Origin of the sequence: Paraburkholderia sp. Cy-641 (assembly GCF_011752945.1) — a bacterium.
Taxonomy (GTDB): domain Bacteria; phylum Pseudomonadota; class Gammaproteobacteria; order Burkholderiales; family Burkholderiaceae; genus Paraburkholderia.
The window spans coordinates 34,566-57,630 of the sequence record NZ_VWWM01000033.1 but is presented as its reverse complement, the minus strand read 5'-3'; the positions used below and the strand labels follow the sequence as shown (position 1 = coordinate 57,630).

Genomic DNA, 23,065 nt, shown 5'->3' with positions numbered 1-23,065 from the left:
GTCCGGCAAGGCCTTGTGCGCGCTTTTCGAAGCGTTCCCTTCCGTGTGCCGCCATGCATCGAAACAACACCGGACAACGCCAACCAGCAACGAGCGAGCCTGATTCTTGATGACTGACGCCACTCTCCTGAGTTCCAGCTATTCCCGCTATGCGGCGCGTGCCGCCGCGGCCCGTCCGCAACTCGTCGAGCACGTGAACGCGCTGGCCGCCGTGCCGCTCACGCGCGAGCGCATCGATGCCCGTCTCGACGCGTTGTGCGCCGGGGCGGCCGGTCCGGCCGGCGCGCCGCTCGGCGAGGAAGCGCTGAAGAAAGCGCTGCGCCAGTTGCGCACCGAGGTGTTCTGCGCGGTGATGGAGCGCGATCTGGCTGGCGAGGCCGACATCGCCGAAGTCACGGGCGCGATGACCGATCTCGCGGAAGCGACGATCCAGCGCGCGCTCGCGGTGCTCACCGCCGAGCTCGAAGCGCTCTACGGCGAGCCGCGCGGCCCGCAGGGCGAACGGCTCACGCTCGGAGTGGTCGGCATGGGCAAGCTCGGCGGGCGCGAGCTGAACGTGTCGTCGGATATCGATCTGATCTTTGTCTATGAGGACGACGGCGAGACGGCCGGCGGCCAGCGCTCGCCGCTCGCGACCCAGGAGTTCTTCACGCGCCTCGGCAAGCGCCTGATCGGCGCGCTCGCCGAAGTGACCGCCGACGGCTACGTGTTTCGCGTCGACATGCGCTTGCGGCCGAACGGCGATTCGGGGCCGCTCGTGTGCAGCCTCGGCATGCTCGAAGAGTATTTCTACGTGCAGGGCCGCGAGTGGGAACGCTATGCGTGGATCAAGGGCCGGCTCGTGTCGGAAGGCGGGAGCGCCGCGGCGCAGCGGCTCTCGAAGCAGCTCGACGCGATCGTCACGCCGTTCGTCTACCGGCGCTATCTCGACTTCGGCGTGATCAGCGCGATTCGCGCGCTGCATCTGCAGATTCGCCAGGAAGCGCAGCGCCGCGCCTCGATGCGGCCCGACAAGGCCGACGACATCAAGCTCGGACGCGGCGGCATCCGCGAAATCGAATTCAGCGCGCAGGTGTTCCAGCTGATTCGCGGCGGCCAGGACGCGGGCTTTCGCGTGCGGCCGACGCTCGCCGTGCTGCGCCATGCGGCCACGCATGGGCTGATGGACCCGGCGGTGTGCGTGAAGCTGTCGCAGGCGTACCGCTTTCTGCGCGAGCTCGAACACCGTCTGCAATACCGCAACGACGCGCAGACCCATGCGATGCCGGTCGATCCCGAAGACCGCGCGGCACTGGCCCGCGCGATGGGCTGCGACGATTACGCGGCGTTGATGGCAAAGCTCGACGCGCATCGCGAATTCGTCGAGCAGCAGTTCGACCAGATTTTCGCCGACAAGGTGAGCGGCCGCGACGGCTGCGCGGCCCCCGAAGATGGCGCGGCCGCGTGGGTCTGGAGCAGCGCGCTCGCCGACGACAGCGCCGACGACGCGCTGCGCGCGCGCCTGATCGAGCTGGGCGTGGCCGAGCCCGGCGATCTGCTCGCGCGGCTGCAAGGGGTGTGGCGCTCGTCGCGCTACATGGGCCTGAACGAGCGCAGCCGGCAGCGCTTCGACATCGTCGCGCAGCGCGCGCTCGAAGCCGCGCGCACGCTCGAACCGCCCGAGCGGCGCGGCAATACTGTCGCGCGCTTTTTCGATCTGCTCGAAGCGGTGAGCCGGCGCGGCGCCTATCTCGCGCTGCTGACCGAATATCCGCAGGCGCTGCACCAGGTGCTGTCAGTGCTCGGCGGCTCGCGCTGGGCGGCGGGCTATCTGATCCGCCATCCGCAACTGCTCGACGAACTGCTCGACGGCGAGGCGATCAACAGCCCGTTCGACTGGGCCGAGTTCAAGCGCGGCTTGCGCCTGCGGCTCGCGGCCGCCGACGGCGTGGAGCAGCAGATGGACCTGCTGCGCCACGCGCACCATGCCGAGGTGTTCCGCATTCTGCTGATCGATCTGGCCGGCAAGCTCTCGGTCGAGCACGTGAGCGACCGCCTCTCCGAGCTGGCCGACGCGGTGCTCGACGTGACGCTCGAAGCGGTCTGGAAGCAACTGGCGAAACGGCATCGCGACGAGCCGCGCTTCGCGGTGATCGCGTACGGCAAGCTCGGCGGCAAGGAACTCGGCTACGCGTCCGACCTCGACCTGATCTTCCTCTACGACGATCCCGACGATGCCGCCGCCGACGTCTACGCGACCTATACGCGCCGTCTGATTACGTGGCTCACGACCGCGACCGGCGCCGGCACGCTGTTCGACATCGACCTGCGGCTGCGGCCGAATGGCGAGTCGGGTCTGCTTGTCACCGATCTCGACGCGTTTCGCCGCTACCAGCTGCGCGAGGGCGACGCCGCCAACACCGCATGGGTCTGGGAGCACCAGGCGCTCACGCGCGCGCGCTACTGCGCGGGCGACGCCGAAATCGGCGCGAAGTTCGAGGCGATCCGCGAACAGGTGCTGACGACGCCGCGCGAGGCGGCGCCGCTCGCGAAGGAGATCGTCGAGATGCGCGAGCGTGTCGCGGCCGGGCATCCGAACCATACGCCGGAACTGTTCGACCTCAAGCACGATCGCGGCGGCATGGTCGATATCGAATTCACGGTGCAGTACTGGGTGCTGCTGCATGCGGCGAGCGATCCCGAGCTGATCCGCAACACCGGCAACATCGCGTTGCTGCGCGAAGTGTCGCGCTTCGGGCTCATGAGCGAGGCCGAAGCGGAGACGGTCGGCGCCGCGTATCGCACCTATCGCAAGCTGCAGCACACGCTGCGGCTCGACGGAATGGAGAAGGCGCGGGTCGATCCGGTGCGCGTGAATACCGAGCGGGCGGCGGTGCTGGCGTTGTGGAAGAGGGTATTGGGGTGAGGGCGCGCGGCCATGTCGGCCCCCTCACGTCCGACTTACGCCGCCAGCATTTCCTTCGCGTGCTTGCGCGTGGTCGCGGTGATTTCGAGACCGCCTAGCATGCGCGCGACTTCCTCGATGCGGCTCGCCTTGTCGAGCGAGGTCACGCTGCTGATCGTGCCGCCCTTGCCGTTGCCGGTCTTCGCCACCTGGAAGTGGTGATCGCCGCGCGCGGCGACCTGCGGCAAGTGGGTGACGCACAGCACCTGGCGCGCGTGACCGAGCTGATGCAGCAGCCGGCCGACCACTTCGGCGACCCCGCCGCCGATGCCGGTGTCCACTTCGTCGAAGATCAGCGTCGGTGTCGGGCTCGCCGCGCTTGCGATGACCGCGAGCGCAAGGCTGATACGCGCGAGTTCGCCGCCCGAGGCGACCTTCGCGAGCGGCCGCAGCGGCACGCCGGCGTGCCCGGCCACGCGGAACTCGATCTGCTCGAGCCCATGCGCGCCGCCTTCGGGCAGCGGCACGAGCGCGACCTCGAAGCTGCCGCCCTTCATCGACAGTTCCTGCATGCCGGTCGTGACCGCTCCGCCGAGCGCCTTGCCCGCTTTCGCGCGCGCTTTCGAGAGTTTTTTCGCCTCGGCGAGGAAGGCTTCTTTCGCCTGGGCTTGCGCGGCGCGCAGGCCGTCGAGGTCGGCGGCGGCGTCGAGCGCGGCCAGTTGCGTGCGCCGTGCCGTGTGTTCTTCGGGGAGCGTTTCCGGTTGCAGGCGGAATTTGCGCGCGGCCGAATGCAGCGCGTCGAGACGCTTGTCGACCTGCGCGAGCCGGTCGGGATCGAGTTCGAGCCGCTGCGCGTAATGGCTTAGCGAATACGCCGCTTCCTGCAACTGGATTTCCGCCGGTTCGAGCGCAGCCAGCACGTCGTTGAGCGCCGGGTCGATCTCCGCGAGGTCGCGCATTTTCGAGACGATCGAGCCGAGGTGCGCGATCATCGCCTCGTCCGATTCGGACAGCGCGCCGAGCGCGCCCTGCACGCCGTCGATCAGATTCGCGGAATGCGACAGCCGCTTATGCTCGGTGTTGATCTCTTCCCATTCGCCGGGCTGCGGCGCGAGCTTGTCGAGCTCGGCGAGCTGCCAGGCGAGCCGTTCGCGCTCCAGTTGCAGTTCGCGGTCGCGCGTCTGCGCATGCTCGACCGCCTGGACCTTCTCGCGCCATGTGCGCCATGCGCGTGTGACCGTGGCCGAGATGTCCGAAAGACCCGCGTGCGTGTCGAACAGCTCGCGTTGCGCGTCCGGACGCATCAGCAACTGGTGCGCGTGCTGGCCGTGAATGTCGACGAGCATTTCGCCGACTTCGCGCAGTTGCGCAAGCGTCGCCGCCGTGCCGTTGATGAACGCTCGCGAACGGCCGTTTGCGTCGACCACGCGCCGCAGCATTACCGTGCTGCCATGCTGGCCGTCGTCGGCCTCGGCCGCGCCGAGCGCCTGCGCGTCGAGCCATGCGTCGACCTGCGCGTGCGTCTCGAATTCGGCGGTGATGTCGGCGCGGCTCTCGCCCGTGCGCACGACGTTCGCATCGGCGCGCGCGCCGAGCGCGAGCGCGAGCGCATCGATCAGGATCGACTTGCCGGCGCCGGTTTCGCCCGAGAAAACGGTAAAGCCGCCGTCGAATTCGAGGTCGAGCGCGGCGACGATCACGAAGTCGCGTATCGAGAGATGGCGAAGCATGGAAGTCGTCTGGTGAGCTTGGGGTTCAGGTGTCAACCACGGCGGCGGGCGCGCTCGAATAGGGCAGCGCCGCTCAGGATTTGGAGTCTTCTTCGTGCGACGGGTACTCGTGCCAGTGCAGCTTCTTGCGCAGCGTCGCGTAATAGCTGTAGCCGACCGGATGCAGCATCGGCACCGTATGGCGCGAGCGGCGCACCTCGATCGTGTCGCCGAGCGCGAGCGAGGTGAACGACTGCATGTCGAAATTGACGTTCACTTCGCGGCCGGAAACGATCTGGATGCTCACCTTCGAGTCGTCCGGCAGCACGATCGGCCGGTTCGACAGCGCATGCGGCGCGATCGGCACGAGCACGAAACCCTGCAGTTGCGGATGCAGGATCGGCCCCTGCGAGGACAGCGCGTAGGCGGTCGAGCCGGTCGGCGTCGCGACGATCAGGCCGTCCGAGCGCTGGTTGTACATGAAGCGCCCGTCCACCGACACGCGCAGCTCCGCCATGCCCGAGACGCCGCTGCGGTTCACCACCACGTCGTTGAAGGCGAGCGCATGGTAGATCGGGTTGCCCTCGCGCATGATGCGCGCCTCGAGCAGCACGCGCTCCTCGCGCTCGAAATTGCCCGAGAGCATTTGCGGGATGGTTTCCCGCATGTCGGAGATCGGAATGTCGGTGATGAAGCCAAGCCGCCCGTGATTGATGCCGATCAGCGGCGTGCGGTACGGGGCGAGCTGGCGGCCGATGCCGAGCATCGTGCCGTCGCCGCCGAGCACCACGGCGACGTCGGCGCGCGCGCCGATCTCGGCGGGCCGCAGCGCCGGGTAGTCGGTCACGCCGATTTCGGCGGCGGTGCTGGCTTCGAACACGACTTCGAGGCCGAGCTTCGCGATGCACGAAGCGAGCGCGACGAGCGGCTCGCCGATGCCTGGCGTGTTGCTGCGCCCGACGAGCGCGACGGTCTTGAACTGGCTGGTCACTTGCATGCCGGCATTACACCATAGGTGGGGCCTGAAAAGAACCGCAGACAGACCCGGTGGCGAGCCGGTGCTCGCGGGCCGTCGGCGTATCTCGCGATTATCGTTAGAATAGTGAAGCCCTGATGACATGTGCGCCGGCTAAAGTGCGGTGTGGCGCGCGGCCAGGAGCCCGGCCGTGCGTGAAAGCGCCGCCGCGCGGCGCGCCGGCCGGCGGTGGAGCGTTCGCGCGGAGCGGGCGCCGTGCGTGCTCGCGGTAGCCGGGCCCTTGAGCTAAAATTTTTCGTCATGCTAGATCCTCGCGCACAAACCCTCCTCAAAACGCTGATTGAGCGCTACATCGCCGAAGGTCAGCCGGTCGGCTCGCGCACGCTGTCACGTTATTCGGGCCTCGAACTGAGCCCGGCCACGATCCGCAACGTGATGTCGGACCTCGAGGAACTGGGGCTCGTGATCAGTCCGCACACGTCGGCGGGGCGCATTCCGACGCCGCGCGGCTACCGGCTTTTCGTCGATACGATGCTGACGGTCGAATCCGCCGCGGACGAAGAGGCCGTGATGCGCACGGTCAAGACCACGCTGCAGGTGGGCGAGCCGCAGAAGATCGTCGCCGCGGCGGCGAGCGTGCTGTCGAGCCTCTCGCAGTTCGCCGGCGTCGTGCTCACGCCGCGCCGCAGCCACGTATTCAAGCAGATCGAGTTCATGCGCCTGTCCGACAAGCGCATCCTGCTCATCATCGTGACGCCCGAAGGCGACGTGCAGAACCGCATGCTCGCGACCCAGCGCGACTTCTCGCCGTCGCAACTGGTCGAGGCCTCCAACTACATCAACGCGCATTTCGCCGGCCTTTCGTTCGACGAAGTGCGCCGCCGCCTGCGCGAGGAAATCGACGAACTGCGCGGCGACATGACCTCGCTGATGCACGCGGCCGTCACCGCCAGCACCGACGAATCCGACACCGGCGAGACCGTGCTGATCTCGGGCGAGCGCAATCTGCTCGAAGTCGCCGATCTTTCGTCGGACATGGCGCGCCTGCGCAAGCTGTTCGACGTGTTCGACCAGAAAACCAGCCTCCTTCAGTTGCTCGACGTGTCGAGTCACGCGGCGGGCGTGCAGATTTTCATCGGCGGCGAATCGAATCTCGTGCCGATCGAGGAAATGAGCGTGGTCACCGCGCCGTACGAGGTGAACGGCAAGATCGTCGGCACGCTTGGCGTGATCGGCCCGACCCGCATGGCCTACAACCGCGTGATTCCGATCGTCGACATCACCGCGCGCCTGCTCTCGCTGACGCTGAGCCAGCAGTAGTCAGCAGTAATCAGCAGTAATCAGCCCGGCAATCATCCGGCAGCCGTTCCTCCGGTTTGCCGCGCTGCCGTCAGCGCAGCCCGTGCCGGCCATGATGCGTCATGGCGCGCGGCCTGCCAATCGGCCGAACGGCCAGGGACGCCTGGCGACGCCTCGCCCGACCCGCGCCGCTATAATGAATCCCCATTGAATCGATTTGCCGCGTCATGCGGCGACTTCCGCTGCCTATGCGCTTCGACCTCGAGCGGCCCTCCCAGAACGCTTCGTCGCATCGCGTCGCCGTGTTGCTCATCAACCTCGGCACGCCCGACGCGCCGACGCCGCGCGCGGTGCGCCGTTATCTCGCGCAGTTTCTGTCCGATCCGCGCGTGGTCGAAATTCCGGCGTTGCTCTGGCAGTTCATTCTGCGTCTGCTGATTTTGCCGTTTCGCGGCCGCAGTTCCGCGAAGAAGTACGCGGCGGTCTGGATGCCCGAGGGCTCCCCGCTGCGCGTGCATACGGAAAAGCAGGTGGAAGGCTTGCGCCATCTGCTGCAGGTGAACGACTACACGGTGCTCGTCGACTACGCGATGCGCTACGGCACGCCTGGCATTCCGGCGATGCTGAACCAGTTGAAGCTCGCGGGCGCCGAGCGCGTGCTGCTGATGCCGATGTACCCGCAATACTCGGCGTCGACCACGGCCACCGCTTTCGACGATGCCTTCTCCGCGCTCAAGCGCATGCGCAACCAGCCGGAAATCCGCACGGTGCGTCAGTACGCCGATCATCCGGCGTATATCGCGGCGCTCGCCGCGCAGGTGCATCAGTACTGGCATCAGCATGGCCGTCCCGACTTCGCGGCCGGCGACAAGCTCGTGTTCAGTTTTCATGGCGTGCCCAAGCGCACGCTCGATCTCGGCGACCCCTACCACGAGCAATGCCAGCAAACCGGCGCGCTGCTGATGCAGGCGCTCGGACTCACGCCGGTCGAATGCCGCATCACGTTCCAGTCGCGCTTCGGCAAGGCCGAGTGGCTGCAGCCCTACACGGCGCCCACGCTGAAGGAACTCGGCGCGGCGGGCGTGCGGCGCGCCGACGTGTTCTGTCCGGGCTTTACCGCCGACTGCCTCGAAACGATCGAGGAAATCGGCATGGAAGTGCGCGACGAGTTTCTGCATGCGGGCGGCAAGGAGTTTCACCGGATCGCGTGTCTGAACGTATCGCCGCCGTGGATCGCCGCGCTCGGCGAGATCGTCGCGCAGAATCTGCAGGGCTGGCCGGTGCAGGCGGTGCCGGTGCCGCACACCACGGGAGCGTGAAGACGCCGATGAATTACCGCATTTCAACCGAACCGGGCGCGAAGCTGCGCATCGACAAATGGCTGTGGGCGGCGCGTTTTTTCAAGACGCGTTCGCTGGCCGCGGACGCCGTCGAGAAGGGGCGGGTACGCATCGGCGGAGCGGCGGTGAAGCCGGCGAAGGACGTGCGCGTCGGCGACTTCGTCGAGATCGAGATCGAACGGGTCGTGTGGCAGGTGGAAGTGCTGGGCGTGTGCGACGTGCGCGGCCCGGCGAGCGTCGCGCAGACGCTTTATGTAGAGACCGAAGAAAGCAGGCTGAAGCGGCAGGTCGAGCAGGAGCGGCGCAGGATCTATCGCGAGCCGGCCGCCGCGTTGCACGGGCGGCCGACCAAGCGCGACCGGCGCTCTATCGACAGATTTTCAGGTGAGGATTGAAGAACTGTTCCATCGTGGCGTGCACGCCGCCGTATTCGGTGGTGTGGTCGTTGACCGCACCGGACATACAGATGGTCGTGGTACCCGCGATCAGTACCAGTGCGACCACCCCGATTGCAAAGGTCAGTTTCACGGTACTCCCCTTGGGAAGATTGAAACGGGCTGAATAGGTACAACTGTCAGACGTCGGTAAGGTCTACGTTAGATTAGGGTTAACGTGGCGTTTCCGATGTATGAGTGGAGAATAGGCCAGTTGCCGGCCGCACTCAATCCCTATCTGATTGCGCCACGTTAACGGTTGTTACGGCGCATTTCGCCTGCACACCGGTGGTGCGAAAAGAGCCCCGAGAGCCGCTTGAAACGGCTCTTTGCGGCCCCATCTGCAGTTTTGTATGCGGTTGCGCGCGAACGCGCGTGTCGCGATTTTGCAACGCACAAATCCCGACGCGTGTCATGTGTTTGCGTCACCGTTGGTTTTTACTTTTTAACGACTTTCAGCGACATGGAAAACACGCAAGAGAACCCGACGAGCCAGACTCCCACGCCCGCCGACGAAGCCGCGCGCCAGGCCGCCGAGGCCGCAGCCGCCCCGCAGGAAGCCGCCGCGGGCGCCGAAGCGCCGGCAGCCGGCGAGCAGGCGCTGGCCGACGCTCAGGCGAAGATCGCCGAGTTGCAGGAAAGCTTCCTGCGCGCGAAGGCCGAAACCGAGAACGTGCGCCGTCGCGCTCAGGAAGACATCACCAAGGCGCACAAGTTTGCGATCGAGAGCTTCGCCGAGCATCTGCTGCCGGTGATCGACAGCCTCGAAGCGGCCGTCGCCCATTCGTCGGACGACCTGCAGAAGGTTCGCGAAGGCGTCGAACTCACGCTGCGTCAATTGAGCGGCGCGCTCGAGAAGGGCCGCGTCGTCGCCATCAATCCGGTCGGGGAGAAGTTCGACCCGCATCGCCACCAGGCTATCTCGATGGTGCCGGCCGACCAGGAGCCGAACACCGTCGTCGCGGTGTTGCAGAAGGGCTTCGTGATCGCCGATCGCGTGCTGCGTCCCGCGCTCGTGACCGTCGCGGCACCGAAGTAAGCGCCGCGCGGCTTCGCTCGGGCGGCAGTCCCGTGATTGAAAAAATTTAAAGACCGCATCGTAAAAGAGGTCTTGAAAACGATGTGGCCGCACTTATTTTGAGTGCAGGTATGAATTGAGAGCGGGGCGCCTTCGGGCCGGATGGGCCAACCGGGCGCTTCCCGCAGCGATCAAAGTCAGGAGATTAGTAAAAATGGGCAAAATCATCGGCATCGACCTCGGCACGACCAATTCGTGCGTGGCGATCATGGAAGGCAACTCGGTCAAGGTGATCGAGAACTCGGAAGGCGCGCGCACCACGCCGTCGATCATCGCTTACATGGAAGATAGCGAGATCCTCGTTGGCGCGCCGGCCAAGCGTCAGTCGGTCACGAACCCGAAGAACACGCTGTACGCGGTCAAGCGCCTGATCGGCCGCCGCTTCGAAGAGAAGGAAGTGCAGAAGGACATCGGCCTGATGCCGTACAGGATCATGAAGGCCGACAACGGCGACGCATGGGTCGAAGTGCGCGATCAGAAGCTCGCTCCGCCGCAAATCTCCGCCGAAGTGCTGCGCAAGATGAAGAAAACCGCTGAGGACTACCTCGGCGAGCCGGTTACGGAAGCCGTGATCACGGTGCCGGCGTACTTCAACGACAGCCAGCGTCAAGCGACCAAGGACGCGGGCCGCATCGCCGGTCTGGAAGTCAAGCGCATCATCAACGAACCGACCGCTGCGGCTCTCGCGTTCGGTCTGGACAAGGCCGAAAAGGGCGACCGCAAGATCGCGGTGTACGACCTGGGCGGCGGCACGTTCGACGTGTCGATCATCGAAATCGCCGACGTCGACGGTGAGAAGCAGTTCGAAGTGCTCTCCACGAACGGCGATACGTTCCTCGGCGGCGAAGACTTCGACCAGCGCATCATCGACTACATCATCGGCGAGTTCAAGAAAGAGCAGGGCGTCGATCTGTCGAAAGACGTGCTCGCGCTGCAGCGCCTGAAGGAATCGGCTGAAAAGGCGAAGATCGAACTGTCGTCGAGCCAGCAGACCGAAATCAACCTGCCGTACATCACGGCCGACGCGTCGGGTCCGAAGCACCTGAACCTGAAGATCACGCGCGCCAAGCTGGAAGCGCTGGTCGAAGAGCTGATCGAACGCACGATCGAGCCGTGCCGTGTCGCGATCAAGGACGCGGGCGTGAAGGTCGGCGAAATCGACGACGTGATCCTGGTTGGCGGCATGACCCGCATGCCGAAGGTGCAGGATAAGGTGAAGGAGTTTTTCGGCAAGGAACCGCGCCGCGACGTGAACCCGGACGAAGCCGTGGCCGTCGGTGCCGCGATCCAGGGCCAGGTGCTGTCGGGCGACCGCAAGGACGTGCTGCTGCTCGACGTGACTCCGTTGTCGCTCGGCATCGAAACGCTCGGCGGCGTGATGACGAAGATGATCAACAAGAACACCACGATCCCGACCAAGCACGCGCAGGTCTACTCGACGGCTGACGACAATCAGAGCGCCGTGACGATCAAGGTGTTCCAGGGCGAACGCGAAATGGCAGCGGGCAACAAGCTGCTCGGCGAGTTCAACCTCGAAGGCATTCCGCCGGCCCCGCGCGGCGTGCCGCAGATCGAAGTGAGCTTCGACATCGACGCGAACGGCATTCTGCACGTCGGCGCGAAGGACAAGGCGACCGGCAAGGAAAACCGCATCACGATCAAGGCGAACTCGGGCCTGTCCGAAGCCGAAATCGAGAAGATGGTGAAGGACGCCGAAGCGAACGCGGAAGAAGATCACAAGCTGCGTGAGCTGGCCGACGCCCGCAACCAGGGTGACGCGCTTGTTCACAGCACGAAGAAGGCGCTCACCGAATACGGCGACAAGCTGGAAGCCGGCGAGAAGGAAACGATCGAAACCGCGCTGAAGGACCTCGAAGACACGCTGAAGAACGCGTCGAGCGACAAGGCCGCGATCGAAGCGAAGATCGAAGCCGTGGCTACCGCCTCGCAGAAGATGGGCGAGAAGATGTACGCCGACATGCAGGCTGCGCAAGGTGCCGAAGCGGCAGCAGCGGGTGCGGCGGCGGGTGCCGGTGCATCGGCGGGCGCGAGCCAGCAGGCCGACGACGTGGTCGACGCCGAGTTCAAGGAAGTGAAGAAGGACTAAAGCCAGGTCGTCATCCGACCGTAAAGCCGCGCACAGCAATGTGCGCGGCCCGGCTGCACAAAAAACGGCGTCCTTTCGGACGGTCTGAGTGCAAGAGCGGTTATCGCGCCTGGCGAGCCTTTTCGGCTCTCCGGGCACATTTGTTTTATGGAGGGCGTTGTTTTGAGTCGCGTCGAAGCGGGTGAAAACAACGGCCGGACGAGTCGTGAGACTCCAGCATTCAAAAGGAGCTACCGCGCCGCATTGCGCGGGTGGCGTTGAACCGATATGGCGAAACGGGATTACTACGAGGTTCTGGGCGTCGCAAAGAACGCGAGCGACGACGAAATCAAGAAGGCTTATCGCAAGCTCGCGATGAAGCACCACCCCGACCGCAACCCGGGCAACAAGGATGCGGAAGAGCATTTCAAGGAAGTGAAGGAAGCCTATGAAATGCTGTCGGACTCGCAAAAGCGTGCCGCGTACGACCAGTACGGCCACGCGGGCGTCGATCCGAACATGGGTGGGGCCGGCGCCCAAGGCTTCGGCGGTTTTGCCGATGCATTCGGCGATATTTTCGGCGACATCTTCGGCCAGGCGGCCGGGGGCGCCGCACGCGGCGGCGGCCGTGCCGGTCCGCAGGTCTATCGTGGCGCCGATCTGCGCTACAGCATGGAAATCACGCTCGAACAGGCCGCGCATGGCTACGACACGCAAATCCGCGTGCCGAGCTGGGTTTCGTGCGAAGTCTGTCACGGTTCGGGCGCAAAGCCCGGCACCAAGCCGGAAACCTGCCCGACCTGTAGCGGCTCGGGCTCGGTGCGCATGTCGCAGGGCTTTTTCAGCATCCAGCAGACCTGCCCGAAGTGCCACGGCACCGGCACGTATATTCCCGATCCGTGCGGTCACTGCCACGGCGCAGGCAAGGTGAAGGAAACCAAGACGCTGGAAGTGAAGATTCCGGCCGGTATCGACGACGGCATGCGTATCCGCTCGGCCGGCAACGGCGAGCCGGGCATCAACGGCGGTCCGTCGGGCGATCTGTACGTCGAGATTCACATCAAGCAGCATTCGGTGTTCGAGCGCGACGGCGACGACCTGCATTGCCAGATGCCGATTCCGTTCACCACGGCGGCGCTCGGCGGCGAGATCGAAGTGCCGACGCTCGCGGGCCGCGCGAGCTTCACGGTGCCGGAAGGCACGCAGTCGGGCAAGACGTTCCGTTTGCGCGGCAAGGGTATCAAGGGCTTGCGCTCGAGCATCGCCGGCGATCTGTATGTGCACGTGCAGGTCGAAACGCCGGTCAAGCTCACCGACACGCAGCGCGATCTGCTCAAGCAGTTCGAGAAGGCGCTCGTGGAAGGCGGGGCGCGGCACAGCCCGCAGAGCAAGAGCTGGTTTGATCGGGTGAAGAGTTTCTTCGATTAATCGCAGTCCGATTCGGCGATAAGCATGACGGCGGATGAGCGCGGCGCGGTATTCGCGCTGCTCGACGATTGCGGCGCAACGGCGGCGCGCCGTTCGAGTCGTCTGTACACGGGTTTTGTGCATGAGCGGGTCTGCGCGGATGCCGCGCTGCTCGACGCCGTGTGCGCAAGCGTCGTCGCGGACGCGCGCAGCGGTTTGCATGCCGTCGTGCTCGCCGACTATGAATTCGGCCGCGCGCTCATGGGTCTCGATGCGCGCCGGTCTTCGGAAACGCAGCGTGGCAATGCCGCGCTGCGTTTTTTATTGTTCGAACGCTGTGCGAGGCTTTCGCGCGAAGAGGTCGATGCATGGCTGATCGCGCGCGACAACGACGCGCTCGAGCCTTCGGTCGCGGGCACGGCCAACGTGCGCGCGAGCGTCGATTCCGCGCAGTTCAACGCGGCGATCGAGGCGATTCACGCTGCCCTGCGCGCGGGCGATTCCTATCAGGTCAACTACACGTACCGGCTCGGTTTCGACGTATTCGGGCCGCCGGTGGCGTTGTATCGGCGCTTGCGCGCGCGCCAGCCGGTGCCGTTCGGTGCGCTTGCCGCCTTGCCGGGCGGCGGCTGGGTGTTGTCGTGCTCGCCGGAGCTGTTCGTCGAGAAGCAGGGCGCGACGTTGCGCGCGCGGCCGATGAAGGGCACGGCGCCGCGCTCGCACGATCCATCCGCTGACCAGCGGACCGCCGAGTTTCTCGCCAACGATCCGAAAAACCGCGCCGAGAACGTGATGATCGTCGATCTGTTGCGCAACGACCTGTCGCGCGTCGCCCAGACCGGTTCGGTCAAGGTGCCGGCGCTGTTCTCGGTCGAGCCGTATGCGTCGGTCTGGCAGATGACGTCGACGGTGGTCGCGACGTTGCAAGGCGGCACGTCGTTTGCCACGATCCTGCGCGCGCTGTTTCCGTGCGGCTCGATTACCGGCGCGCCGAAGCATCGCACGATGCAATTGATCGACGAACTCGAAAGCACGCCGCGCGGGTTGTATACGGGCGCGATCGGCTGGCTCGATGCGCCTTTTGCGAATGCTGACAGCGCGCAGTCGGATGCCGTTACACACGCCACCGTTACCCACGCAGAGGCGGCCGCGAACACGTCCTTGTGCGGCGACTTCTGTCTCTCGGTCGCCATCCGTACGCTAACGCTGAGTCCATCCGCGCAAACGCAAGCGGGCGACACCACCTGTTTCCGCGGCAGCATGGGCATCGGCGCGGGTATCGTTCTCGACAGCGTTGCCGCCGACGAACATGCGGAGTGTCAATTGAAAGCACGTTTTCTGACCGGCGCGGAGCCGGGCTTCGAACTTTTCGAAACGATGTACGCGACGCGGGAAGACGGCGTGCGGCATCTGGCGCGCCATCTGCGGCGCCTGTCGTCGAGTGCGGCGACGTTCGGCTTTGGTTTCGACGAAGCCGGCATTCGCGAGCAGATCGACGCACAGTGTGCGGCGCTGCCCGGACAAACGCCGCATCGCGTGCGGCTCGCATTGAGCAAGAGCGGCGCGGTGCAGATCACGGCCGCGGTGCTCACGCCGTTGACGGAGTCGACCGTCGGCGTTCTGCTCGGCGCCGAACAGCAGTTCGCGCCGACGCAGGCGAACGATCCGCTGCTGCGCCACAAGACCACCCGCCGCGCCGGCTACGACCGCGGCTGGCGTGAAGCCGAAGCGAAGGGCGCATTCGATACGCTGTTCTTCAACGAACGCGGTGAGCTGACCGAAGGCGGCCGCTCGAACGTATTCGTGAAGCTCGCGGGGCAATGGTGGACGCCGCCGCTCGAATCGGGCGTGCTGCCAGGCGTGATGCGGAGCGTGTTGCTCGAGGCGGCGGCGGGCCTGCAGGCCGGAGAAAGAGTACTGACCCAGGTCGACGTGCTGAATGCCGAGGCGCTGCTGGTCTGCAACGCATTGCGCGGCGCGGTGCCGGCGCGGGTCGTTCGCTAGAGCGCGAAGCGGAGCCGCGGCGAAGCACACAGAAATTTCAACAGAAGCGCTGCATCAGAACGTGTGCTCGGCGCTTGGAAACGCTCCCTCTTTCACCGCCCGCACATACGTCTCGACCGCCGCCTGAATGCTCGGCTGCCCCTGCATGAAATCCTTCACGAAGCGCGGACGCTTGCCGGGGAAAATCCCGAGCATGTCGTGCAGCACGAGCACCTGACCCGAGCAGTCGAGCCCCGCGCCGATGCCGATCGTCGGAATGCGCAACTGCTTCGTGACCTCGCTCGCGAGTGGCGACGGAATCGCTTCCATCACGATCAGCTGCGCGCCGGCTTCCTGTACCGCGAGCGAATCGCGCAGCAACTGGCTCGCCGCCGCTTCGGTCTTGCCCTGCACCTTGAAGCCGCCGAACGCATGCACCGACTGCGGCGTGAGCCCGACGTGCGCGCACACCGGAACCGAACGCTCGACCAGATGACGCACCGTGCCCGCGAGCCATTCGCCGCCTTCGAGCTTGACCATCTGCGCGCCCGCGCGCATTAGTTCGACCGCGCTTCTGAACGCGTCTTCCGGCGTGCCGTACGTGCCGAACGGCATGTCGGCAACGATCAGCGCCGACGGCCGCGCGCGTGCGACGCTCGCCGTGTGATACGCGATGTCGGCAAGCGACACCGGCAGCGTGGTTGTCTGCCCTTGCAGCACATTGCCGAGCGAGTCGCCGATCAGCAGCACGTCGACGCCCGCGCGGTCGAGCAGCGCGGAAAAACTCGCGTCGTAGCAGGTGAGCATCGCGATTTTTTCGCCGGCGTCGCGCATTGCCTGCAGTTTCGGCACGGTGATAGCGCTCCGGCTCGCTTCCTGCAAATAGGTCATGGTTAATCCAATGGAAAAAGAAATGGCCGAGCCCGCTTAGAGCGAGGTGCCTTTGACGAAGAATTCCTTGCGGCCGCGCATCGTCTCGATGCGTTCGGCGAGCAGCGCGAGGTCCGCATCGGAGTCGAGTGGATTCAGGTGCTCGGCGTTGACCGTCAGCACGGGCGTGTGGTCGTAGTGGTAGAAGAACTCGTTGTATGCGTCGCAGAGCGCGCGCAGATAGGCGTCGGAAATCTGCAGTTCCATCGGCACCGCGCGCTTCTGGATGCGCGCGAACAGCACCTCGGGGCTCGCCTGCAGATAGACGACGAAGTCCGGCGCGGGCGCGCTGACGTCGAGCCGGGCGGCGAGCGCGCGATATAGCTGCCACTCGTCTTCCTGCAAGGTGAGACGCGCGAAGATGTCGTTTTTCTGCGTGAGAAAGTCGGCGACGAGCGGCGTGCCGGTGGCCTGCGCCGCGCTCACTTCGTGCGCCTGCTGCGTGCGTTGCAGCGCGAAGTGCAGTTGCACCGGCAGCGCGTAGCGCGCGGTATCGCGATAGAAGCGTTCCAGAAACGGATTCTCGTGCGGGCGCTCGAACAGCTCCTGCATCGACCAGCGTTGCGCGAGGCGCCGCGCGAGCGAGGTCTTGCCGACGCCGATCGGCCCTTCGATCGCGAGATAGCCGAACGGCGGACGTAGTTGCGGCGCGGTGACCGTGAGCGGCGGCGAACTCATTCGCAGCGGCCCTTATCGGCGGAATCGTCGCCGTTCAGCGCGTTGAGCATCGGGCACTGGCACGGCCCCTTCATCTTTTCGATGCGCTGATCGCGGACATGTTCGAGCAGCGCGCTAGCGCGCCCATGTTGCGGAATGATGATCGCCGCGTCGATTTCGACGAGCGGCACGAGCGCGAATGCGCGCTCCACGAGACGCGGATGCGGCACGATCAGATCGGCTTCGTCGATCGACTGATCGCCGTACAGCAGGATGTCGAGGTCGAGCGTGCGCGGGGCGTTGCGAAACGGCCGCTCGCGGCCGAAGTGATGCTCGATCTTGTGGCACAGCGCGAGCAGATGCCGCACGGGGAGCGTCGTTTCGAGCTTCACGACGCAGTTGAAATAGTCGTCGCCGCCCGCGTCGATCGGGGCGGTGCGATACAGGCTCGATTTGGCGAGCACGGTGATGGTGTGCTGTTGTGCGAGGCACACCACCGCGTCTTTCAGGGTCTGACGCGCGTCCCCGAGATTCGCGCCGAGACCAAGATAAGCAACCGTCATGGCATAACTTCCTGCAACTATCGTTCGACGGCTTCCGCGAACGCCGCGTCAGTCTTCGTGCGAGCCTGTGTGGCCCGCGTCGTTGTCCGTGCGTTCGGCTGGTGTGCCGCCCTCCATTCCGTCACCTGATTTGCGGTTTCTGGCGCCTCCGCGCCGCCGGCGTTTTCTGGGGCTCCGGTCCTTCCCGCCTTGCGTGAGCAATGTCTCGCGCGCGGCGGCGTCTCCTTCGATGAACTCCGTCCACCATGCGCCGGCCGACTCGTCGAGTTCGCCCGAGGCGCAGCGCAACAGGAGGAAATCATACCCCGCTCTAAATCTTTGGTGTTCCAGCAGCTTCAGCGCGCTGCGGCCCGAACGTTTTTCGAGGCGCAGCTGCAGACCCCAGATCTCGCGCATGTCGGCCGAGAAGCGCTTGTGGATCGCGAGTTTCTCGGTTTGCATGTCGAGCACTTCGTCCATCGCGCGATGCAGCGCGGGCACCGGGTACTCGCCTTCGGCCTCGAATTTCTGCCAGCGCTGCTGCACGTCGTGCCACAGCAGCGTCGCGAACAGGAAGCCCGGCGAGACCGGCTTGCCGGCCAGCACGCGCGCGTCGGTGCTGGAGAGAGCGAGCGAGATGAATTTCTCGCCGGTCGGCTGTTCGAGCACGACGTCGAGCAGCGGCAGCAGTCCGTGATGCAGGCCTTCCTGGCGCAGCCGCTTCAGGCATGCGAGCGCGTGACCCGACAGCATGAGCTTGAGCATCTCGTCGAACAGACGCGCGGCGGGCACGTTGTTGATGAGGTCGGCCATCTTCTTGATCGGCGCGCGCGTTGCGTCGTCGATCTCGAAGCCGAGCTTGGCGGCGAAACGCACGACGCGCAGCATGCGCACCGGGTCTTCGCGATAGCGCGTGGCCGGGTCGCCGATCATGCGCAGCAGGCGTGCGCGGATGTCGGCCATGCCGTTGTGGTAGTCCAGCACGGTTTGCGTGGCCGGATCGTAGTACATCGCGTTGATCGTGAAGTCGCGGCGCGTGGCGTCTTCGTGCTGCTCGCCCCAGACGTTGTCGCGCAGCACGCGGCCGCTCGCGTCGACCGCATGGGTGCGGCGGTCGAGCTCGTCGCGCTTCAGGCGCTTCGGCGGCGCGGCGTCGGCCGCGGGCGGATCGACGAGCGCGCGGAACGTCGAGGTCTCGATGATTTCCTGGCCGAACTGCACGTGCACGATCTGGAAGCGCCGGCCGATGATGCGAGCGCGGCGGAACAGCTTCTGCACCTGTTCGGGCGTCGCGTCGGTCGCGACGTCGAAGTCTTTCGGTTTCACGCCGAGCAGCAGGTCGCGCACCGCACCGCCGACGATGAACGCACGGTAGCCCGCCTGTTGCAGACCTTCGGTGACGCGGATCGCGTTGCGCGAGATCAGCGTGGGGTCGATGCCGTGCACGTCGTGCGGAATGATGACGGGCGCGTCCGGTTCGCGCGGCGCTTTGGCGGCGGCCGCGGCGGATTTGCGGCGCGGCTTCGCGGCCGTGCCGGAAGCGCTCGTGCCGGCGCCGGACTTGCCGCGCGCCGATGCGTTGCCTTTGGCGTCGCCGGCCTCGGCGTGGGTTTCGGCGGAGAGCGTGTCGTCAGCGGTCGCCGCGTCCTGGCCGAAGAGCTTGCGAATGAGTTTCTTGATCACGAGGGTTGAAAGAGTTCGAGGATGCGCCAGCCTTTGGCTTGCGCATGGGCGCGCAACGTGTCGTCCGGATTGGTCGCGATGGGATCGGTGACTTTTTCGAGCAGCGGGATGTCGTTGTGCGAATCGCTATAGAAATAGCTGTGCTCGAAGTCGCTCCAGTTCTTGCCGAGCGAGGCGAGCCACATTTCGGTGCGCACGATCTTGCCTTCCTTGTAGCTCGGCGTGCCGGTCGGGCGGCCCGTGTAAGCGCCGTGCGGATCGCCGCCGACGGTTTCCGCCTCGCAGGCGATCAGCGCGTCGACGCCGAATGCCTGGGCGATCGGCCGCGTGATGAATTCGTTGGTGGCGGTGACAACGCAGCAGAGGTCGCCCGCTTCGCGGTGCTGCTTCACGAGTTCGAGCGCGGCCGGCAGGATGGCCGGCGTGATGACCTCGTGCATGTACTGCGCGTGAAGGTCGGCAAGCTGCGCGCGCGAGTACCTGGCGAGCGGCGTCAGCATGGCGATCAGATAAGCGTGAATGTCGAGCTGGCCGGCTTTGTAGTCGGCGTAGAAGCGGTCGTTTTCACGGGCGAAATTTTCGGCGTCGACCATGCCTTTTTTCACCATGAAGCGGCCCCATTCGTGGTCGCTGTCGGTGGGAATGAGCGTGTGGTCGAGATCGAAGAGTGCGAGGTTAGCCATGGGGGCCTATTTTACTTGAAGCGGGAGAGACGGCGTATGAACCTGCCGGGTCGGCCAGGGACGCGCCGGTGCCCGGGCCTTCGTGCGCGGCGGCCGGGCCGGATGCGGATGAGGCTGGCGCAGCGGATGCCCCCCCTGCGGCCGGGCCGGTAATGGAGCCCGTGGAACCGCCGCGCCGCTCGTCCGCGCCGGGCGATGCGAGCATCGTGCGCAACAGCGGCAGCGTGACCGCGCGCTTCTGTTCGAGCGAGAAGCGGTCGAGCGCGTCGAGCAGCGCCATCAGGCTCGGCATGTCGCGGCGAAAATGCGTGAGCAGGTAGGCCGGCACGTCGTCGGCGAGCATGATGCCGCGCTCGCGCGCCGCGCGTTTGAGCACCGCGGCCTTGGCGTCGTCGGGCAGCGGCGCGAGATGAAACACGAGACCCCAGCCGAGCCGCGTGCGCAGATCCTCGCGCACGGTCATGCCGATCGGTGGCGCGTTGCCCGCGGCGACCAGCGCACTGGTCGGGTGCGCGCGTACTTCGTTGAAGAGGTTGAACACGGCGATCTGCTGCGCGGCCGACAGCGCATCGCAGTCGTCGATCGCATAGAGCGCGACGCGCGGATCGAAGCCGAACGCGGCGAGGCTGCTCTGCGGGCCGGCGAAGCGCGCATGGCCCGGCGGCGCTTCGTGCACGAGCGCCTGCAGCAGATGCGTGCGGCCGCTGCCGGCTTCGCCCCAGACGTAGAAGGTGCGATCGGCGACCGGCCCGGCGGCGAGCGCGTTGTCGAGCTCGCGCAGACGCGTGACCAGCTCGGCGTTCACGCCGGCGAAAAAATTGTCGAATGTCGATGGCGGCGGGGTGCCGAGATCGAGCGTCAGTTGACGAAGCACAGTAGGTTAATGCCGAATTAATGCCGAAAATAAGGCTCGGGCCGCACCGGGCCCGAACCTCGGGGCCTGAAGCGTCAAGCAAGCCGATCAATCAAGCGGGTCAATCAGCGCTCAGTGGTTGCAGGGCGTGCTCGCCGGGCTGCCGGGCCGCGCGTCGCGCGAACGCGGCGGATGGAATCGCGCGTGGTAGCGGCACGGGAATCGGAGTGTCGTAGGGCAAACTCGTTTCCGGCTCGGTCGAACGCGCGAATTCCAGCCAGGCGGCCGGCATCGGGTAAAATCGCATTTTACCGACCTTCGAGCTCTTCCCCATGAATCAACCGAAATCCACCCCGTCTTCAACCGATTCGGCCCAAGGTTTGTCGTATCGCGACGCCGGCGTGGACATCGATGCGGGCGACGCCCTCGTCGACGCCATCAAGCCCTTTGCCAGGAAGACTCTGCGCGACGGCGTGCTGGGCGGCATCGGCGGATTCGGCGCGCTGTTCGAAGTGCCGAAGAAGTACAAGGAGCCGGTGCTCGTGTCCGGCACCGACGGCGTCGGTACCAAGCTGCGCCTCGCGTTCCAGCTGAACCGCCACGACACGGTCGGTCAGGACCTCGTCGCGATGAGCGTCAACGACATCCTCGTGCAGGGCGCCGAGCCGCTGTTCTTCCTCGACTACTTCGCCTGCGGCAAGCTCGAGGTCGGCACGGCGGCCACCGTCGTCAAAGGCATCGCGCACGGTTGCGAACTGTCGGGCTGCGCGCTGATCGGCGGCGAAACGGCGGAAATGCCGGGCATGTACCCGGACGGCGAATACGACCTGGCCGGTTTCGCGGTCGGCGCGGTGGAAAAGAGCAAGATCATCGACGGCAGCAAGATCGCTCCGGGCGACGTGGTGCTCGGTCTCGCGTCGAGCGGCATTCATTCGAACGGTTTCTCGCTGGTGCGCAAGATCATCGAGCGCGCCAATCCCGATCTGAACGCAGAGTTCGACGGCCGCACGCTGGCCGACGCGCTGATGGCGCCGACGCGCATCTACGTGAAGCCGCTGCTCGCGCTGATGCAGCAGATCGAGGTCAAGGGCATGGCGCACATTACGGGCGGTGGCCTCGTCGAGAACATTCCGCGCGTGCTGCGCGACGGTCTGACGGCCGAGCTCGATCAGCGCGCATGGCCGCTGCCGCCGCTGTTCTCGTGGCTGCAGAAGCACGGCGGTGTCGCCGATGCGGAAATGCACCGTGTGTTCAACTGCGGTATCGGCATGGCGGTGATCGTGGCGGCGGCGGATGCCGAGGCGGCGATCGGTTCGCTGTCCGCGGCGGGCGAGCAGGTCTGGAAGATCGGCACGGTTCGCGCAAGCGCGGCCGGCGAAGCGCAGACGGTGGTGGTCTAAGGGTTTAAGGTTTGAGCGGTTCGCGCGGCTTCCTCAGGGCGTCGCGCGGGCCGCGGTGGTTCAAGGTCGTTCAGGTCGGTTCGAATGTGCTTGAACTATTTGTTTGAACTTCGAAGAGCCGGTTCCGGATTCTTCAGATTCGCGTTTTCCTTCTCTCCCGGCTGTTCAGGCCAGTGCCTCGATCAACTCCACCACCCGCGCCGTTGCGTGCGGATCGCAGCAATCCACCACCTTTCGCTCCGTCATGCTGCGCAGCCACGTAAGCTGGCGCTTGCATAGCTGACGCGTCGCGAAGACTCCCTTGTCGCGCATGGTTGGGTAATCGACCGCGCCGTCGAGGTATTCCCACACCTGCCGATAGCCGACACAACGCATCGACGGCATCTCGGGCAGCAGATCGCCGCGCGCGCGCAGCTTCGCGACTTCATCGACGAAACCGTGCGCAAGCATCGCGTCGAAGCGCTGCTCGATACGCTGGTGCAGTACGCCGCGCTCGGAGGGCTCCAGCGCGATCGGCACGAAGCGCCAGGCCGACGCGGCAGCGTCGATGCGCGCGGGCGCAGCAAGCAGCGTCGCCATCGGCTGGCCGGTCAGCATGAACACTTCGAGCGCGCGCTGGATGCGCTGCGAATCGTTCGGCGCGAGGCGCGCGGCCGTGACCGGATCGACCGCGGCGAGCCGCGCGTGCAGCGCGGGCCAGCCGTCGCGCGCGGCGTCGGCGTCGAGTGCTGCGCGCACGTCGGCATCGGCGGCAGGCAAATCGTTGAGCCCCTGCGTGAGCGCCTTGTAGTACAGCATCGTGCCGCCGACCAGCAGCGGTAGCCGGCCGCGCGCATGAATCTCGCCGACGAGCCGCAGCGTGTCGGCGCGAAATTGCGCGGCCGAATACGAGTCGGCCGGATCGACGATATCGATCAGATGATGCGGCGCGACCGCGCGTTCTTCCGCCGTCGGCTTGGCGGTGCCGATGTCCATCTCGCGATAGACGAGCGCCGAATCGACGCTGATGATCTCGACCGGCCGCCGCGCGGCCAGCGCGAGCGCGGCGGCGGTCTTGCCGGACGCGGTCGGGCCGAGCAGGCAGGGGATCGGAGCAGGGTGTGACGTCATGGGCAAGCGGG

At 65.8% G+C, this 23,065-nt stretch carries 18 protein-coding genes and 1 pseudogene; 9 read left to right on the top strand and 10 right to left on the bottom strand.

Annotation, left to right across the window (positions count from 1 at the left end; genetic code table 11):
* Nucleotides 1-109: 109 nt before the first annotated feature.
* The gene (glnE, locus tag F3J20_RS19455; protein WP_167036011.1) at nt 110-2,905 is read left to right on the top strand and encodes a bifunctional [glutamate--ammonia ligase]-adenylyl-L-tyrosine phosphorylase/[glutamate--ammonia-ligase] adenylyltransferase; all 2,796 of its coding nucleotides are present in this window, start codon (nt 110-112) and stop codon (nt 2,903-2,905) included.
* Between the two features lie 35 nt (nt 2,906-2,940).
* Here the strand turns inward: glnE and recN are convergent, their stop codons facing one another.
* Complete coding sequence (recN, locus tag F3J20_RS19450) at nt 2,941-4,614, bottom strand: DNA repair protein RecN (protein WP_167036014.1); 1,674 nt, start codon at nt 4,612-4,614, stop codon at nt 2,941-2,943.
* 73 nt (nt 4,615-4,687) lie between these two features.
* Entirely contained in the window at nt 4,688-5,590 is a 903-nt protein-coding gene (locus F3J20_RS19445) for an NAD kinase (RefSeq protein ID WP_167036017.1), read from the bottom strand.
* Between the two features lie 279 nt (nt 5,591-5,869).
* Between F3J20_RS19445 and hrcA the strand changes: the two genes are divergently transcribed.
* The 3 genes from hrcA to F3J20_RS19430 all read left to right on the top strand — a co-directional run bounded on the left by hrcA (nt 5,870) and on the right by F3J20_RS19430 (nt 8,603).
* Nucleotides 5,870-6,889, top strand: a complete 1,020-nt coding sequence (gene hrcA, locus F3J20_RS19440) for a heat-inducible transcriptional repressor HrcA (RefSeq protein ID WP_167036020.1) — start codon at nt 5,870-5,872, stop codon at nt 6,887-6,889.
* Nucleotides 6,890-7,116: 227 nt separating this feature from the next.
* Entirely contained in the window at nt 7,117-8,187 is a 1,071-nt protein-coding gene (gene hemH / locus F3J20_RS19435; protein ID WP_167036023.1) for a ferrochelatase, read from the top strand.
* Nucleotides 8,188-8,195: 8 nt separating this feature from the next.
* Nucleotides 8,196-8,603, top strand: a complete 408-nt coding sequence (locus F3J20_RS19430; RefSeq protein WP_167036026.1) for an RNA-binding S4 domain-containing protein — start codon at nt 8,196-8,198, stop codon at nt 8,601-8,603.
* Here F3J20_RS19430 and F3J20_RS19425 read toward each other — a convergent pair.
* On the bottom strand, nt 8,575-8,736 hold the full coding sequence (locus F3J20_RS19425) for a hypothetical protein (RefSeq protein ID WP_162842037.1): 162 nt from the start codon (nt 8,734-8,736) through the stop codon (nt 8,575-8,577). The genes F3J20_RS19430 and F3J20_RS19425 overlap by 29 nt on opposite strands.
* Before the next feature lie 369 nt (nt 8,737-9,105).
* Here F3J20_RS19425 and grpE point away from each other — a divergent pair, with 369 nt between their 5' ends.
* From grpE to F3J20_RS19405, 4 genes are all read left to right on the top strand, one after another.
* Entirely contained in the window at nt 9,106-9,681 is a 576-nt protein-coding gene (gene grpE / locus F3J20_RS19420; RefSeq protein WP_167036029.1) for a nucleotide exchange factor GrpE, read from the top strand.
* Nucleotides 9,682-9,874: 193 nt separating this feature from the next.
* A complete protein-coding gene (gene dnaK / locus F3J20_RS19415) occupies nt 9,875-11,827 on the top strand; it encodes a molecular chaperone DnaK (protein ID WP_167036032.1) in 1,953 nt (650 codons plus the stop codon).
* A gap of 267 nt (nt 11,828-12,094) precedes the next feature.
* Nucleotides 12,095-13,234, top strand: coding sequence for a molecular chaperone DnaJ (gene dnaJ, locus F3J20_RS19410; protein ID WP_167036035.1), 1,140 nt, complete (start codon nt 12,095-12,097; stop codon nt 13,232-13,234).
* Nucleotides 13,235-13,258: 24 nt separating this feature from the next.
* Nucleotides 13,259-15,217 carry a bifunctional anthranilate synthase component I family protein/class IV aminotransferase gene (locus tag F3J20_RS19405; RefSeq protein WP_167036038.1) on the top strand — a complete coding sequence of 653 codons (1,959 nt, stop codon included), beginning with the start codon at nt 13,259-13,261 and terminating at the stop codon, nt 15,215-15,217.
* A gap of 54 nt (nt 15,218-15,271) precedes the next feature.
* Here F3J20_RS19405 and panB read toward each other — a convergent pair whose 3' ends face one another.
* From panB to hda, 6 genes and pseudogenes are all read right to left on the bottom strand, one after another.
* Entirely contained in the window at nt 15,272-16,087 is an 816-nt protein-coding gene (panB, locus tag F3J20_RS19400) for a 3-methyl-2-oxobutanoate hydroxymethyltransferase (protein ID WP_167036041.1), read from the bottom strand.
* A gap of 36 nt (nt 16,088-16,123) precedes the next feature.
* Nucleotides 16,124-16,804 carry a deoxynucleoside kinase gene (locus F3J20_RS19395; protein ID WP_167036044.1) on the bottom strand — a complete coding sequence of 227 codons (681 nt, stop codon included), beginning with the start codon at nt 16,802-16,804 and terminating at the stop codon, nt 16,124-16,126.
* Nucleotides 16,801-17,346 (bottom strand): 2-amino-4-hydroxy-6-hydroxymethyldihydropteridine diphosphokinase, encoded by a 546-nt coding sequence (folK, locus tag F3J20_RS19390; protein WP_167036047.1) that lies wholly within the window; start codon nt 17,344-17,346, stop codon nt 16,801-16,803. Before folK ends, F3J20_RS19395 begins: the two co-directional genes overlap by 4 nt.
* 48 nt (nt 17,347-17,394) lie before the next feature.
* Nucleotides 17,395-19,008, bottom strand: coding sequence for a polynucleotide adenylyltransferase PcnB (pcnB, locus tag F3J20_RS19385; RefSeq protein WP_167036050.1), 1,614 nt, complete (start codon nt 19,006-19,008; stop codon nt 17,395-17,397).
* The gene (locus F3J20_RS19380) at nt 19,005-19,691 is read right to left on the bottom strand and encodes an HAD family hydrolase (protein WP_167036053.1); all 687 of its coding nucleotides are present in this window, start codon (nt 19,689-19,691) and stop codon (nt 19,005-19,007) included. Before F3J20_RS19380 ends, pcnB begins: the two co-directional genes overlap by 4 nt.
* Nucleotides 19,692-19,881: 190 nt before the next feature.
* Nucleotides 19,882-20,565: pseudogene (hda, locus tag F3J20_RS19375) on the bottom strand (DnaA regulatory inactivator Hda); the annotation flags it as partial.
* A gap of 311 nt (nt 20,566-20,876) precedes the next feature.
* Here hda and purM point away from each other — a divergent pair.
* Nucleotides 20,877-21,944 carry a phosphoribosylformylglycinamidine cyclo-ligase gene (gene purM, locus F3J20_RS19370; protein ID WP_167036058.1) on the top strand — a complete coding sequence of 356 codons (1,068 nt, stop codon included), beginning with the start codon at nt 20,877-20,879 and terminating at the stop codon, nt 21,942-21,944.
* A 165-nt stretch (nt 21,945-22,109) separates the two neighbouring features.
* Here purM and miaA read toward each other — a convergent pair whose 3' ends face one another.
* On the bottom strand, nt 22,110-23,054 hold the full coding sequence (miaA, locus tag F3J20_RS19365) for a tRNA (adenosine(37)-N6)-dimethylallyltransferase MiaA (protein WP_167036061.1): 945 nt from the start codon (nt 23,052-23,054) through the stop codon (nt 22,110-22,112).
* Nucleotides 23,055-23,065 lie beyond the last annotated feature (11 nt).